This is a genomic window from Amycolatopsis bartoniae (genome assembly GCF_014191255.1).
Taxonomy (GTDB): Bacteria; Actinomycetota; Actinomycetes; order Mycobacteriales; family Pseudonocardiaceae; genus Amycolatopsis_E; species Amycolatopsis_E bartoniae.
This window is the reverse complement of sequence record NZ_JACHWH010000001.1, coordinates 946,180-960,674: the sequence shown is the minus strand read 5'-3', so window position 1 is coordinate 960,674 and position 14,495 is coordinate 946,180. Positions and strand designations below refer to the sequence as shown.

Here is a 14,495-nt window from a genome sequence, read left to right as displayed (position 1 = left end):
TCGTTCCCATGAGTGGCGGAACGGACCAGCAGGGCAAGGTCTCCGGCCTGAGCGGTTTCGAAGAGACGATCAAGGACTTCTGGGCCAGCAGGCCCCGGCGGCCGGCGCGGGGCCGCAAGGTGGCCGGCGTTGCGGCCGCGATCGGCAACCGGTACGGCATCGACCCGGTGATCGTGCGGGTGGCGTTCGTGGCCGCGGGCGTGTTCGGCGGGATCGGACTGGTGCTGTACGTGCTGGGCTGGCTGTTCTTCGCCGGCGAGGGCGACGAGGTCTCGGCGTTCGAGTCGCTCATCGGCCGGGGTCGCAGCTCCGTGTCGAGGGGCTTCGCGATCGTGCTGATCATCGCGTTCTTCCCGCTCGCCAGCTGGGCGTTCTCCAGCAGCTGGGGCTGGTTCGACGGCGGCGGCATCATCGGCCTTGCCCTGCTGGTCACCGCGCTCTACCTGCTGCACCGAAGCCGTGGCCAGGACAACCGGCCGGTCGCACCCGTGGAGGAGACCATGACCTACCCGACGTCCACATCCGGCCCGGCGGTGACCGACCCACTGGGCGCGGCCCCGCTGGCCTGGGACCTGCCGGACCCCCAGTCCGCCTACAGCCCGCCGCCGGAGCCACCCAGACCACGCCGCCGCCGTCGTGAGCGATCGAAGGTCGGTGTCGCGACGTTCGGTGCCGCGCTGCTGGTGGCCGGTGGCGGGGCGGCCGGGGCGGCACTCGGCGTGGACTGGTTCTCCGTGCAGCACATCGTCGGCCTGGTGCTCGGGACGCTGGGGATCGGCCTGGTGACGGGCGCGTTCGTCCGCGGCGGGCGGGGGCTGATCGCGCTCGCGGTGCCGCTGTCCATCGCCGGGGTGGTGCTCACGTCGGTGCCCGTGACGGAGTACCGGGGCGGGTTCGGCGACGTCGACGCCTCGCCCGCGACGGCGGCCGAGGTGCTGCCGGTGTACGAGCACACCGCGGGCGACATGCGACTGGACCTGACGCGCCTGCCCGCGGGGACGCCCGTCACCACGACCGTCCGCGCCGGTGCGGGGAGGACGACGGTCGTCGTGCCGGAGACCGCGGACGTGCGGTACACGTGCGAGATCGACGCCGGGAACGTCGACTGCCTCGGCGGCCGCAGCGACGGGATCAACCGCGGGCCGGTGCGCGGCGAGGACCTCGGCACCGACGGCCGCGGCGGGCCGCAGATCGACCTGAACGTGTCACAGGGAGCGGGAGACATCGAGGTGCGCCGTGGCTGAGTACGACGAGACGACGGACCAGCGGCCGCGCCGCCGCGGGGTCGACGTGTTCACCCTGCTGATCGGAGTCGCGACGCTGTTCGCGTCGGCGTACACCCTGACGGACGGCGCGACGTGGCTCCCGTCGTTCGACCTGCGATGGGTATTGGCGGGCGGCGCGATCCTGTTCGGGGTGCTCATGCTCGGTGCTTCCCTGCGTGGAGGACGCAGGGACTAGGGGGAACCACGAAGGGCCGGTCCACTGTGGACCGGCCCTTCGTGCGTCACTCCCACTCGATGGTGCCCGGCGGCTTGCTCGTCACGTCCAGCACGACGCGGTTGACCTCCGCCACCTCGTTCGTGATCCGCGTCGAGATCCGCTCCAGCACGTCGTACGGCAGGCGCGTCCAGTCGGCCGTCATGGCGTCCTCGCTGGACACCGGGCGCAGCACCACCGGGTGACCGTACGTCCGCCCGTCGCCTTGGACGCCGACGCTGCGGACGTCCGCGAGCAGCACCACCGGGCACTGCCAGATGTCGCGGTCGAGGCCCGCCGCCGTCAGCTCCTCCCGCGCGATCGCGTCGGCCGCGCGCAGCGTCTCCAGCCGGTCGGCCGTCACCTCGCCGATGATCCGGATGCCCAGCCCCGGCCCGGGGAACGGCTGCCGGTGCACGATCGTCTCCGGCAGGCCCAGCTCCAGCCCGACCCGGCGCACCTCGTCCTTGAACAGCAGCCGCAGCGGCTCGACCAGCTCGAACTGCAGGTCCTCCGGCAGGCCGCCGACGTTGTGGTGGCTCTTGATGTTCGACGCGCCCGAGCCGCCGCCGGACTCGACGACGTCCGGGTAGAGCGTGCCCTGCACCAGGAACCGGTAGTCGCCCTCGGCCTTGAGATCGCGCTCCGCCTGCTCGAACACGCGGATGAACTCGCGGCCGATGATCTTGCGCTTCTGCTCCGGGTCGGTGACGCCCGACAGCGCGTCGAGGAACCGCTCCCGCGCGTCGACCGTCACCAGGTTGACCCCCGTGGCGGCGACGAAGTCCCGCTCCACCTGGGTCCGCTCGCCCGCGCGCAGCAGGCCGTGGTCGACGAACACGCACGTCAGCCGGTCGCCGATCGCGCGCTGCACCAGCGCCGCCGCGACCGCCGAGTCGACGCCGCCGGACAGGCCGCAGATGGCCCGTCCGTCACCGATCTGCTCGCGGATCTTCGCGATCTGATCGTCCACAATGGACGCCGTCGTCCACTCGGGACGGATGCCCGCGATGTCGCGCAGGAAGCGGCGCAGGACCTCCTGGCCGTGCGGCGAGTGCAACACCTCCGGGTGGTACTGCACGCCGGCGTACCGCTCGTCCGGGTTCTCGAACGCGGCGACGGGCGTCCGGGCGGACGACGCGGTGACCGTGGCCCCGGGCGGCGCCTTCGTGACGCTGTCGCCGTGGCTCATCCACACCTGGTGCCTCGCGGGCAGCTCGCGGTGCAGCACCCCGCCGTCGGCGTCCACCTCGACCTCGGTGCGGCCGTACTCGCGGGAACCCGTCGCCTCCACCGTGCCGCCGAGCACCTGCGCGAGCACCTGGAAGCCGTAGCAGATGCCGAAGATCGGCACACCCTGCCTGGCCAGCTCGGGGTCCATGCCCGGCGCGTCGGGCGAGTAGGCGCTGGCCGGGCCACCGGAGAGGATGATCGCGGCGGGATCCTTCGCCATGATCTCCTCGACGCCGGCCGTGTGCGGCACGACCTCGGAGTAGACCTGGGCCTCGCGGACCCGCCGCGCGATCAGCTGCGCGTACTGCGCGCCGAAGTCGACGACGATGACCGGACCGCTCGGACTGGGCACCCGGAACCTCCTCGGGGGCGACAAGACGACACCCCTATCGTCCCAGGTGAGCTGTGCCACCCCGCCCCCGGGCCAGCAGCGGGTGGCGTCGGCGTGAACCGAGCGCCGCCGCGCGCCCCCGCGCTTCGCCACGATCTACCGTGGGAGGTATGGACACCATCACTCCGGAGCCCCGGCCCGCGTGGATCGCCGGCCGGGCGGAGCAGGGCAGCGGCACGCTCGAAGTCACCCACCCGTTCGACGGCAGCGAGGTGGCGACCGTCGCCGTGCCCGGGCCCGAGCAGGTCGAGCGTGCCGTCGCCGCGGCGGTGGCCGTCGCGCCCGAGTTCCGCCGCTCGCCCGCGCACGTGCGCGCCGCGGCGCTGGACCACGTCTCCCGCGGGCTCGCGGAGCGCGCCGAGGAGCTGGCCGAGGTCATCACCGCCGAGAACGGCAAGCCGTTCAAGTGGGCCGAGGTCGAGGTGAAGCGCGCGATCTCCGTGTTCCGCATCGCCGCGGAGGAGGCCCGGCGGTTCACCGGCGACCTGCAGCGGCTGGACACCGACGCCGGCGGCGAGGGACGACTGGCGATGGTGCGGCGCGTACCGCGCGGGCCCGTGCTGGGCATCGCGCCGTTCAACTTCCCGCTGAACCTGGTGGCCCACAAGGTCGCGCCGTCGCTGGCGGTCGGCGCGCCGATCCTCGTCAAGCCCGCGCCGCGCACCCCGCTGTCCGCGCTCATCCTCGGCGAGATCCTCGCCGAGACGGACCTGCCCGAGGGCGCGTTCTCCGTGCTGCCGCTGGGCAACGAGGACACGGCGAAGCTCGTCGCCGACCCGCGCCTGCCCGTCGTGTCGTTCACCGGTTCGGGTCCCGTGGGCTGGTCGCTCGCGGAGGCCGCGCCACGCAAGCACGTCGTGCTGGAGCTGGGCGGCAACGCGGCGGCGGTCGTGCTGGCGGACTGGCCGGACCTCGCGGGTGCGGCGGCGCGCATCGCGACGTTCGGCAACTACCAGGCCGGGCAGTCGTGCATCGCCGTGCAGCGCGTTCTCGTCGAGCGCTCGGCCGCGGACGAGTTCGTGCCCGCACTGGTCGAAGCCGTGCGCGCGTTGAAGACGGGCGACCCGTACGACACGACGGTCGACGTCGGCCCGGTGGTGGACGAGGCCGCCGCCGAGCGCATCGTCGCCTGGGTCGAGGAGGCCGCCGCGGGTGGCGCGAAGGTGCTCACCGGCGGTTCGCGCAAGGGCGCAACGGTGGAGCCGACGGTCCTCACCGACGTCCCGGCGAACGCGAAGGCGTGGGCGGAGGAGATTTTCGGCCCGGTGCTCGCGGTGTCCGTTGTGGACAGTGCGGACGAGGCTTTCGCCGCGGTGAACGCCTCGGCGTACGGACTGCAGGCCGGGGTGTTCACCCGCGACGTGCAGCTGGCGTTCCGCGCGTCGGCCGAGCTGGAGGTCGGCGGCGTCATCGTCGGCGACGTGCCGTCCTACCGGGCCGACCAGATGCCGTACGGCGGGGTCAAGGGCTCCGGCGTGGGCCGCGAGGGCGTGCTCGCCGCGATGCACGACCTCACCGAGGAGCGTGTCACGGTGTTCACCGGCGTCGAGCTGTAACGAGGGATCCGCCCGCTGTGCCACCCCCACCCCGGTGGCGGCACAGCGGGCGGAAGTCTCAACCGACCAACGGCAGGCGCAGCGCGGCGGGCGCCTCCGCCGGCACTGCCGGGTTCTTCGGCGCCACCGGCTCCAGCCTGCGGTAGCCCTCCTCCTGCGGCGGCCGCGGGTCGGCCTCGCCCTTGTTGGGCCAGAAGGAGAACGCGCGCTCGGCCTGCGCGGTGATCGTCAGCGACGGGTTCACGCCGAGGTTCGCCGTGATCGCGGTACCGTCCACAATGGACAGCGTCGGGTACGCGAACACGCGGTGGTAGGGGTCGATCACGCCGTCGCTCGCGTCGGTGCCGATGGGCGCGCCGCCGATGAAGTGCGCCGTCAGCGGGATGTCGAAGATCTCGCCCCACGTGCCGCCCGCGACGCCGCCGATGTGCTCGGCCGTGCGCAGGTTCGCCTCGTGCCCGGCGGGGATGAACGACGGGTTCGGCTTGCCGTGGCCCTGCTTCGAGGTGTACTTCCGCCGCCCGAACAGCCCGCGCTTGGTGTACGTCGTGATCGAGTTGTCCAGGCTCTGCATCACCAGCAGGATGACCGTCCGCTCGCTCCACCGGTAGCCGTTGAGCAGCTTCAGCGACTGCACCGGGTGCTTCAGCAGGGTCCCGATCATCTGCCGCCAACGCGGCGTCGGCAGCGAGCCGTCGGTGGCGATGGTCTGCAGCAGGCTCATCGCGTTGCTGCCCTTGCCGTAGCGGACCGGCTCGATGTGGGTGTTCTCGTCGGGGTGGATCGACGACGTGATGGCCACGCCCCGGCTGAAGTTCTGCTCCGGGTCGACCTTGAGCCGCCCGGCGCCGATGATCGCCTCGGAGTTGGTGCGCGTCAGCTCACCGAACCGCGGCGACAGCTTCGGCAGCACCTTCTCGTCACGCATCCGGTGCAGCAGCTGCTGCGTGCCCCACGTGCCGGCCGCGAGCACGACCTGCCCGGCGGTGAGGCTGCCGCGGAACCGCTTCGACTTCGTGCCGGTCTTGCGGACGTCGACCACCCACGAGCCGTCGGGCTGCGGGCGCACCGCGTCCACGGTGGTCAGCGGGATGACGTGCGCGCCGCCCTGCTCGGCGAGGTACAGGTAGTTCTTGACCAGCGTGTTCTTCGCCCCGACGCGGCAGCCTGTCATGCACGAACCGCATTCGGTGCAGCCCACGCGCGTCGGACCGGCGCCGCCGAAGTACGGGTCCGCCACCTGCTCGCCCGGCTTGCCGAAGTAGACCCCGACGGGCGTGGCGTGGAACGAGTCCTCGACGCCCATGTCCCGCGCCACCTTGCGCATGACCTCGTCCGACGGCGTCACCGTCGGGTTGGTGACGACGCCGAGCATGCGGCTCGCCTGGTCGTAGTGCGGGGCGAGCTCGGACTCCCAGTCCGTGATGTGCGCCCACTGCCTGTCCCGGTAGAACGGCTTGAGCGGCCGGTACAGCGTGTTCGCGTACACCAGCGAACCGCCGCCGACCCCGGCACCGGCCAGCACCATGACGTCGTTGAGCAGGTGGATGCGCTGGATGCCGAAACAGCCCAGCGCCGGCGCCCACAGGTACCGCTTGAGGTCCCAGGACGTCTTGGCGAACTCGTCGTCGGCGAACCGGCGGCCCGCCTCCACGACGGCCACCCGGTAGCCCTTCTCCGTGAGCCGGAGGGCCGCGACGCTGCCGCCGAAGCCCGACCCGACCACGATCACGTCATAGTCAGCTGCACTGCTGTTACCCGCGGTCACACATAAAACTGTAACGCCGGACAGCGTTCCTGACCAGGAGTAAGTTACCGATGGGTTAGCGCCGGACGGTGAGCCCGACCCGCTGGAACTCCTTGAGGTCCGAGTAGCCGGTCTTCGCCATCGCGCGGCGCAGCGCGCCGAACAGGTTCATCGCGCCCTCGGCGTCCGAGGAGGGGCCGAAGAGCAGCGTCTTCAGGTCGACCTCGAAGTCCGGGCCCGCGGCGACGCGCGAGCGCGGCAGCGACGGGTGTGCGGCCGCCGCCGTCCAGTACAGCCCGTGCCCCGGCGCCTCGGCCGCCGCGGCCAGCGGCGCGCCCAGCATCACTGCGTCCGCCCCGCATGCGATCGCCTTCGCGATGTCACCCGAAGAGGTCATGCCGCCGTCGGCGAGGACGTGCACGTAACGCCCGCCCGTCTCGTCGAGGTAGTCGCGCCGCGCGGCCGCCGCGTCGATGATCGCCGTGGCCATCGGCACGCCGATCCCCAGCACGCGGTCGGTGCTCGTGATGCCCGGCGTGTAGCCGTGGCCGACGATGACGCCCGCCGCGCCGGTGCGCATGAGGTGCATGGCCGTGCGGTAGTCGGCCGTGCCGCCCGCGATCACCGGCACGTCGAGACCGCCGATGAACTCCTTCAGGTCGAGCGGGTCCGCGTCACCGGACACGTGCTCGGCCGAGATGATCGTGCCCTGCACGACCAGGATCTCCACGCCCGCCGCGATCAGGTGCGGCGTCAGCTGCGCCGCGCGCTGCGGGCTCACCCGCGCCGCGACCGTGACCCCGGACTCGCGGACCTTGCCCAGCGCCTCGGCGAGCAGCTCGGGCTGCACGGGCGCGGAGTGCAGCTCCTGCAGCAGCCGCACCAGCGCCGTCGGGTCCTCGTCCTTCGTCGCGTCGAGCAGCCGTCCCATCACCTGCTCGACGTTCGCGTGCCGCGACCACAGGCCCTCGGCGTTGAGCACGCCCAGCCCGCCGAGCTCGCCCACCTGCACCGCTGTCGACGGCGAGACGATCGCGTCCGTCGGGTGCGTGACGAGCGGCAGGTCGAACCGGTACGCGTCGATCTGCCAGGCGGTGGACACCACCGCGGACGAACGCGTCCGGCGCGACGGGACGATCTCCACGTCGTCGAGGTCGTACGCCCGCCGCGCGGTACGCCCCATGCCGATCTCGACCAGATCCCGCACGTGCGGATCCCCTCTCGTGTCTGTGCTCACCCGTCAGCGGGCGGTGTAGTTGGGCGCCTCGACGGTCATGGTGATGTCGTGCGGGTGGCTCTCCTTGAGCCCGGCCGCGGTGATCCGCACCAGCTGCGCCTCCTGCAACTGGGCGATCGTCTCCGCCCCCGCGTACCCCATGCCGGAGCGCAGGCCGCCCACCAGCTGGTGCACCACGTTGACCAGCGGACCGCGGAACGGGATACGGCCCTCGATGCCCTCGGGCACCAGCTTGTCCTCGCTCAGCACGTCGTCCTGCGCGTAGCGGTCCTTCGAGTACGACTTCTGCCCGTCACGCGACTGCATCGCACCCAGCGAGCCCATACCGCGGTAGGTCTTGAACTGCTTGCCGCCGACCAGGATCAGGTCGCCGGGCGACTCGGTGGTGCCCGCGAGCAGGCTGCCCAGCATGACGCTGGACGCACCGGCCGTGATCGCCTTCGCGATGTCGCCGGAGTACTGGATGCCGCCGTCGCCGATCACCGGGACACCGGCCGGGCGGCACGCCTTGTCGGCCTCGTAGATCGCGGAGATCTGCGGCACGCCGACGCCCGCGACGATCCGCGTGGTGCAGATCGAGCCCGGCCCGACGCCCACCTTCACGCCGTCCGCGCCCGCGTCCACCAGCGCCTGCGCGCCCGCGCGGGTCGCGACGTTCCCGCCGACGACGTCGACCGCGTCGCCCAGCTCCTTCTTCAGCGTCGTCACCATCTCGACGACCGCTCGCGAGTGGCCGTGCGCGGTGTCGACCATCAGCACGTCCACGCCCGCGTCGGCGAGCGCCATCGCGCGCTGGTGCCCCTGCGCGCCGACGCCGACGGCCGCGCCGACCAGCAGGCGGCCGTCCGGGTCCTTGGTCGCGTTGGGGTACTGCTCGGTCTTGACGAAGTCCTTGACCGTGATCAGGCCACGCAGCTTGCCCGCCCCGTCGACGATCGGCAGCTTCTCGATCTTGTGGCGGCGCAGCAGCCCGAGCGCCGCGTCCGCGGTGACCCCGACCTGCGCGGTGATCAGGTTCTCCCTGGTCATGACCTCGCTGACGGGACGGCTGTAGTCCACCTCGAACCGCATGTCGCGGTTGGTGATGATGCCCACCAGCGTGCCCGCGGCGTCGGTGACCGGGACGCCGGAGATGCGGAACCGGGCACACAGGGCGTCGACCTCGGCGAGCGTGTCGTCAGGGGAGCACGTGACCGGGTCGGTGACCATACCGGCCTCGGACCGCTTGACCACCTCGACGGCGGCGGCCTGCTCGTCGACCGGCAGGTTGCGGTGCAGCACGCCCATCCCGCCCTGGCGGGCCATCGCGATGGCCATCCTCGCCTCGGTGACGGTGTCCATCGCCGCCGAGATGAGCGGGATGCGCAGGGTGATGTTGCGGGACAGCCTCGTGGTGGTGTCCACGGCACTCGGCACGACGTCCGACTCGGCGGGCAGCAGCAGCACGTCGTCGAAGGTCAGGCCCAGCATCGCGAACTTGTCTTGCGCGGTGAACTCGCTCGTCATGGCTGGTGGCAGACCTTCCTCGGCAGATCGGAGAACTCCTTCCCGATGGTATCTGGACAGCTCCCCTCCCCCGCCCGGTACCGTGCAGGCCGTGCCGCACGACGTGTTGCCCCCCGACCCGTTCGCCGACGACCCGGACGACCCCGCGAGGGATCTCCCCGAGCCCGGCGATGACCTGGCGGAACCCATGGACGCGCAGGCCCGCACCGAGCTGCTCGCGGACCTGTCGGACCTGGCCGTCTACCAGGCGTTGCTGGAGCCGCGGGGGGTGCGCGGGATCGTCGTGGACTGCGGCGAATGTGACGAACCGCATTACCACGACTGGCACCTGCTGCGGGCGAGCCTCGAACAGCTGCTGGCCGACGGCCGGATGCGCCCGCACGAGCCGGCGTACGACCCGGACCCGGCGGACTACGTCAGCTGGGAGTACTGCCGCGGCTTCGCGGACGGTGTCACCGCCACCGAGAGCGCGTACTGACAGACCACGAAAAGAGGCCCGGCTTGCCTGCCGGGCCTCTTTTTCGTGCTTGGTTCAGCCGCCGCTCGGATCGACGCCCGCGGGCGCCTGCCCGCCGGTGCCGCTGTCCGCCGACGACGAGTCGTAGCGGATGGTGCTGCCCGAATCCCCCGTCGGCGAGGAGCTGCTCTCCGTGGTGGGCGGGCTCGTGGTCGGCGTCTCCGTCGGGGTCGGCGTGCTGGACGTCGGCGGCTCCGGTGACGTCGTGGTGCTCGGCTTGGTCGGCGTCGACGTGGTGGACGACACCGGCAGCGTGGTGGGCGACTGCGGCGAGGACGTGACCGGCGGCACGGCGGCCGCCGGGTTCTGCAGCAGCTGGGTGAGCTGCTGGTGCTCGCTCATCAGCTGGGCCAGGTTGTCCTCCGCGGACACCTGCGACAGCTTGGCCGCCGCCTCGGCGAGCGCCTGCTGCGCCTCGGCTATCCGGCCCTGGGACAGTGCGATGCTCGCCTGCTGCAGGTCGGTGCGTGCCGCGGAGGCGGCCTCGACCGAGCGGGCGTGGTCGGAGTACAGGACCTTCGTCAGACCCCACAACGCGTCGCCCGGCTGCGCGTCCCGTGCGGCGATGCCGGTGCCGCTGAACGCGATGGCCAGCACGGCCGCGGCCACCGCGACCGGCACCAGGATGCGGCGCTTGCGGGCGCGCTGCCCGTGCCGCTGGGCCAGCGCCGCGGTCTTCACCGTGGTGACGGCCGTGTCGGTGTCCACCAGCTCGGCGAGCGGTTCGCTGTCGATGTCACGCCGCCACGCCAGCAGCAGCGCGTTCAGCTCCTGGTCGCCGAGCCCGTCGGCCACCCTGGGATCGGACCCGCCGAGCGCGTCCAGCAGCGCGTCGTCGGCGTGCACCGCCGACAGGTCGGCCTCGAACGCCGCCTGGGACGCGCTCATGGTCTCGTCGTCGAACGGGAACTCACCGAGCTCGCGTCTGACCTCGTCCCGGCTGTCGCGGTCGGTCACTCAGGCCACCTCCTCGGACGCCAGCGCCTTGCGGAGCCGCGCGAGCGCTCGGTGCTGGGCGACGCGGACGGCACCTGGCGTCGAGTCGACCGCTTCCGCGGTCTCCTCGGCGGACAGTCCCACGACCACTCGCAGCACCACGATTTCGCGTTGTTTGTCCGGCAGCACACGCAGCAGCTGGGCCATCCGCTCGTTCAACTCCCCCTGCAGGGCGTGCTGCTCCGGGCCGATGTCCCCTTCGATCTCGTCGGGGAGCTCGGCCACGGGCTCGGCCCGGTTGCGGGCGGCGGCACGATGCGCGTCGGCCACCTTGTGCTGGGCGATGCCGTAGACGAAGGCCAGGAACGGGCGCCCTTGATCACGGTACGAAGGCAAGGCCGTGAGCACCGCGAGACACACCTCCTGAGCTACGTCGTCTGCCGAAGCGAACGATCGCTCCTGCCGTCCTACCCGGGCGCGGCAGTACCGCACCACCAAAGGACGGATGGCGGCAAGCAGCCGCTCCACCGCCTGAGGATCTCCCTCCACGGCGGCGGCGACCGACTCCTCCAGTCCGTCCCCCACAGTGGCCATCGCAGACAACAGTCCCAGCGTTACGTGTTGGCGTACAAATTGACGGCGCGCGAAACCCACATCCCTCGCACCGGTGATGCCCACCGTACCGCCCGGCCTCGACATCGCTCGTGCACGGTCGCCTTCGGCGTGCCCCGGGCAGCCCGGGACACGCCGGCGAGCGAACACGTCAGGTGTTCAAGAATTCAACGAATTGCGCCAGCTTACAATATGAAAGATGCTCGCAACAGCGGCAGTTCAGGAGACGAGGCCGCGGCGGAACCCGTGCGCGACCGCCTGGGCGCGGTCCCGGACGCCGAGCTTGCGGAACAGCCGCCGCGCGTGCGTCTTCACGGTGTCCTCCGAGAGATAGAGCTCGCGGCCGATCTGGCCGTTGCTCTTCCCCTGGCTCATCCCCCGCAGCACCTGCAGCTCCCGCTCGGTGAGCTGGACACCGGGATCCGCGGGCTGGCGCGGCGCCGGGACCGACGTACTGGCGAGCGTGTGTGCGAGCGCGGCCACGAGCTCGGGGCGAGAGGCGTCCCACCGCAGGTAACCGCGAGCGCCACCGGCGATGGCCGCGGCGATGCTGCTGGCATCGTCGGGAGCGCCGAAGACGATCACGTTCGCCTGGGGATTGGCGGACACCAGCCGCCGAGTCGCCTCCACCCCGGCCGGCATCGCGCGCTGGGTGCCGACGAGGACGACGTCCACGGGCTGCCGCGAATACCTGGCCAGCAACTCGTCACCGTGCGCTACGCAGTCGATGCGACTGACGCCGGGGACAGCAGACATCACGCGGGTGAGCCCTTCGCGGACACTGCGTCGGTCGTCGCAGATCAAGACCGTAGTCACGGGGTTTCCTTCCTGCAGCCGGGTGACCTTCCATATCCCCTATCGGACGCTTTAGGCCGCACCTTGACACGATCCGGTGGCTTTTTTTGGAAGATCTTCGCCCGGATGTCGGTATGGCCTCCTCGACTGCTCCAACCGGCATCACACCGGCACCCATGGCGAGTCACGCGCCAGCCGCCTCCCGTCCGGATCACTTCGTAGTAACACAGCGTGTAGTACCGCGTCGACCCTGGATCGATCCCGTCCCGGCGCGTCCGGGTCGTGCTCGGCGGCGAGCAGCCCCGCGGGCCAACTCAGGGAGCGTAGTGCGAACTTCTCCGACACGCCGAGTGCTTCGTGGACGAGGTGCAGCGCTGGTTCCCGTTCACCGGTCGCGCCGAGCGCGGCGGCCAGCACCAGCTGGGACTTGGTGACGTGCCGGAGCGCGCCCGTGGCGGTGGCCAGGTCCAGCGCCGCCTCGGCGGGCGCGACGGCGTCGGCGGCGCGACCGGAAGCCAGCTCGATCTCGGCGGTGACCCAGCCCTTGCGCACCCGCGCACGCCAGCCCAGGGGCTCGGCCCGCGCCAGCAACCGGCGGGCGACGGGCAGCCGCCCCACGCCGAGGTTGTCGGCGGCCAGCCCGAGGAGCGCGTCGGCGCGGGCGCCCGCGGCGTCGAGGCCGTCCGGGTCGTCCACTCCGGTGAGCCCGGCGACGAGCCGCAGCGCCGCACCATCGCGTGCGAAAGCGGCGCGGTGCCCGCCTAGCTGCCGCCGGTGCGAGGCGAACGTGGACAGCGCGAGGGAGGCGAGCACCGGGTCCCGGCCCCGGCCGATCTCGCCGAGCAAGGTGGCCGCGGCGGCGTACCGCCCCTGCGCGCCGAGCACGATCGCGGCGAGCAGCTTCGCCCGCGGCGAGTCCGGCACCGCGGACGGCAGCGCCGGAGCGTCCCCGAACGCCGCGCGCCGCAGCTCCTCGATTTCCACGAGGGGCACCCTAGTGACCCAGTAGGACAAATTCGATGCGCTCGGCGGCCGTCCGCAGGTCGGACAGCATCTCGACCTGGTCGGGCAACGGTGTGTGCGCCCAGCCGGGACCCCAGGCGAAGACCCGGCTGCGCTGCCGCCCGCGGGTCACGCGCGGGAACAACCGGCCGTCGGCGACCGTACTGCGCTGGGCCCGGAGCACGACGGCAGCGGGCGACGTGCGACGCACGGCGACGGCGAGCACCTCCGCCGGCGGCGGGGTGCCGAACAGCTGGGCGGCGATGCCGCGCTCGGCCAGCGTCGCGGCGAGCGCGTAGAGCGGGAGGTTGGCGCGCTCGTCCGGCACCCCGCTCAGCAGGACGGGCCGGGAGTTGCGAGGCACGTCGAGCACGGGCGTCGCGCGCACGAGCGCCCCGAGAACGCTTTCGGCGAGCAGGTACTCGGCCTCGGTTCCGGCGTGTGCACCGGGCCAGCCCGCGCCGAACGCCGTCAGCACGGGCTCGATGACGTTCTCCCATGCGGACGCGACCCCGGCGTCGGCGATCGCGGCGGCCAGCAGGCGCTGGGTGGCGGCCCCGTCCATGGCGAGCGCGGCCGTGCGCAGCCGGCGGGCGACCGAGCGGTCCGGCTCGGCTCGCGTGGGCCGCGCGGCCTCGGGGCGCACGTCGTCGACGGCCGCCTCGATGGCGAAGCGAGCGGCCTCCGCTGTCGACGCGCCACGCAGCAGGGCACGCTGCATGAGTTCGAGGCGGCGGATGTCGGCGGGCCCGTAGCGGCGGTGCTTGCCGCCGGTGTGCCTGCTGGGGCCGAGCCCGTAGCGGCGGTCCCAGGTGCGCAGTGTCGCGGGGGCGACACCGAGACGCCGGGCCACAGCGGCCACCGGCATCGTCGGTTCGACCTGCCCTGGGGAGTCCATCCGTTCCAATATCAGGGAGGCATGACTACCCAGCAACTCGGAAGTTATGCCGCCTGACCTGCCGAATATCCCTTTCTCACGCTAGCGGGGGATATCCAAAGGATGAATCCGATCGATTCCCTTGAACAACTATTGGCGCGCTTCTAACGTTACCGCCGTTGCACCGAATGGAGTAGTCGCAGTGCGACAACGAGGGGATCCGACCGAATAACGGAGGCGGTGAACGATGGCAGACACGCGGAGGCTTCCAGGCCCCAACGCCGACATCTGGGACTGGCAGCTGGAGGGGTCCTGCCGAGGGATGGACAGCGCGGCGTTCTTCCACCCGGACGGCGAGCGGGGACCGGCCAGGGCCCGCCGCGAGGCCAGGGCGAAGGCGATCTGCCAGACGTGCCCGGTCCTGCGGATGTGCCGTGAGCACGCACTGGCCGTGCACGAGCCCTACGGGATCTGGGGCGGGCTCTCGGAGTCCGAACGGGAGAGCATTCTCAAGAACGGCAAGCGGGAACTGAGTCTTTCCGGCCAGTAGGGGGAGCGAAAAGGGGCGGCATCGGGTGGGGTGCCGCCCCTTTTTCGTCCCGAATTC

General features: G+C 71.8%; 14 protein-coding genes. 5 read left to right on the top strand and 9 right to left on the bottom strand.

The window, feature by feature from the left end; all coding sequences use genetic code 11:
* Window positions 1–8: 8 nt before the first annotated feature.
* Both FHX82_RS04760 and FHX82_RS04755 read left to right on the top strand, forming a co-directional pair.
* Window positions 9–1,244 (top strand): PspC domain-containing protein, encoded by a 1,236-nt coding sequence (locus tag FHX82_RS04760; RefSeq protein ID WP_145937963.1) that lies wholly within the window; start codon window positions 9–11, stop codon window positions 1,242–1,244.
* Window positions 1,237–1,461, top strand: coding sequence for a hypothetical protein (locus FHX82_RS04755; RefSeq protein ID WP_145937962.1), 225 nt, complete (start codon window positions 1,237–1,239; stop codon window positions 1,459–1,461). The genes FHX82_RS04760 and FHX82_RS04755 overlap by 8 nt, the downstream gene beginning before the upstream one ends.
* Window positions 1,462–1,507: 46 nt before the next feature.
* Here the strand turns inward: FHX82_RS04755 and guaA are convergent, their stop codons facing one another.
* Window positions 1,508–3,064, bottom strand: coding sequence for a glutamine-hydrolyzing GMP synthase (gene guaA / locus FHX82_RS04750; RefSeq protein WP_145937961.1), 1,557 nt, complete (start codon window positions 3,062–3,064; stop codon window positions 1,508–1,510).
* 149 nt (window positions 3,065–3,213) lie between these two features.
* Here guaA and FHX82_RS04745 point away from each other — a divergent pair, with 149 nt between their 5' ends.
* Complete coding sequence (locus FHX82_RS04745) at window positions 3,214–4,659, top strand: aldehyde dehydrogenase family protein (RefSeq protein WP_145937960.1); 1,446 nt, start codon at window positions 3,214–3,216, stop codon at window positions 4,657–4,659.
* A gap of 58 nt (window positions 4,660–4,717) precedes the next feature.
* On the opposite strand, the gene FHX82_RS04740 is transcribed toward FHX82_RS04745, so the two are convergent.
* The 3 genes from FHX82_RS04740 to guaB are packed head-to-tail and all read right to left on the bottom strand — an operon-like array spanning window position 4,718 to window position 9,149.
* Window positions 4,718–6,427, bottom strand: coding sequence for a GMC family oxidoreductase (locus tag FHX82_RS04740; protein WP_145937959.1), 1,710 nt, complete (start codon window positions 6,425–6,427; stop codon window positions 4,718–4,720).
* 55 nt (window positions 6,428–6,482) lie between these two features.
* Window positions 6,483–7,613: a GuaB3 family IMP dehydrogenase-related protein gene (locus FHX82_RS04735; RefSeq protein WP_145937958.1), complete on the bottom strand. Its 1,131-nt coding sequence runs from the start codon at window positions 7,611–7,613 to the stop codon at window positions 6,483–6,485.
* Between the two features lie 33 nt (window positions 7,614–7,646).
* Entirely contained in the window at window positions 7,647–9,149 is a 1,503-nt protein-coding gene (gene guaB / locus FHX82_RS04730) for an IMP dehydrogenase (RefSeq protein WP_145937957.1), read from the bottom strand.
* Between the two features lie 82 nt (window positions 9,150–9,231).
* On the opposite strand from guaB, the gene FHX82_RS04725 reads away from it, so the two are divergent.
* On the top strand, window positions 9,232–9,627 hold the full coding sequence (locus tag FHX82_RS04725; RefSeq protein ID WP_229881534.1) for a DUF5319 domain-containing protein: 396 nt from the start codon (window positions 9,232–9,234) through the stop codon (window positions 9,625–9,627).
* A gap of 54 nt (window positions 9,628–9,681) precedes the next feature.
* Here the strand turns inward: FHX82_RS04725 and FHX82_RS04720 are convergent, their stop codons facing one another.
* From FHX82_RS04720 to FHX82_RS04700, 5 genes are all read right to left on the bottom strand, one after another.
* Window positions 9,682–10,623, bottom strand: coding sequence for an anti-sigma-D factor RsdA (locus FHX82_RS04720; RefSeq protein WP_229881535.1), 942 nt, complete (start codon window positions 10,621–10,623; stop codon window positions 9,682–9,684).
* Window positions 10,624–11,196 carry a sigma-70 family RNA polymerase sigma factor gene (locus FHX82_RS04715; protein WP_145937956.1) on the bottom strand — a complete coding sequence of 191 codons (573 nt, stop codon included), beginning with the start codon at window positions 11,194–11,196 and terminating at the stop codon, window positions 10,624–10,626.
* A 237-nt stretch (window positions 11,197–11,433) separates the two neighbouring features.
* Window positions 11,434–12,030 carry a response regulator transcription factor gene (locus FHX82_RS04710; protein ID WP_027940930.1) on the bottom strand — a complete coding sequence of 199 codons (597 nt, stop codon included), beginning with the start codon at window positions 12,028–12,030 and terminating at the stop codon, window positions 11,434–11,436.
* A gap of 141 nt (window positions 12,031–12,171) precedes the next feature.
* Window positions 12,172–12,993, bottom strand: coding sequence for a hypothetical protein (locus FHX82_RS04705; protein ID WP_145937955.1), 822 nt, complete (start codon window positions 12,991–12,993; stop codon window positions 12,172–12,174).
* A 10-nt stretch (window positions 12,994–13,003) separates the two neighbouring features.
* Window positions 13,004–13,873: a MerR family transcriptional regulator gene (locus tag FHX82_RS04700; protein ID WP_373308718.1), complete on the bottom strand. Its 870-nt coding sequence runs from the start codon at window positions 13,871–13,873 to the stop codon at window positions 13,004–13,006.
* A 262-nt stretch (window positions 13,874–14,135) separates the two neighbouring features.
* Between FHX82_RS04700 and FHX82_RS04695 the strand changes: the two genes are divergently transcribed.
* On the top strand, window positions 14,136–14,438 hold the full coding sequence (locus FHX82_RS04695; RefSeq protein WP_145937954.1) for a WhiB family transcriptional regulator: 303 nt from the start codon (window positions 14,136–14,138) through the stop codon (window positions 14,436–14,438).
* Window positions 14,439–14,495: the final 57 nt, after the last annotated feature.

Coding starts and splice junctions, on each gene's coding strand:
- FHX82_RS04760 (WP_145937963.1), top strand. CDS start 9: ATGAGTGGCGGAACGGACCAGCAGGGCAAGGTCTCCGGCCTGAGCGGT.
- FHX82_RS04745 (WP_145937960.1), top strand. CDS start 3,214: ATGGACACCATCACTCCGGAGCCCCGGCCCGCGTGGATCGCCGGCCGG.
- guaB (WP_145937957.1), bottom strand. CDS start 9,149: ATGACGAGCGAGTTCACCGCGCAAGACAAGTTCGCGATGCTGGGCCTG.
- FHX82_RS04715 (WP_145937956.1), bottom strand. CDS start 11,196: ATGGCCACTGTGGGGGACGGACTGGAGGAGTCGGTCGCCGCCGCCGTG.
- FHX82_RS04695 (WP_145937954.1), top strand. CDS start 14,136: ATGGCAGACACGCGGAGGCTTCCAGGCCCCAACGCCGACATCTGGGAC.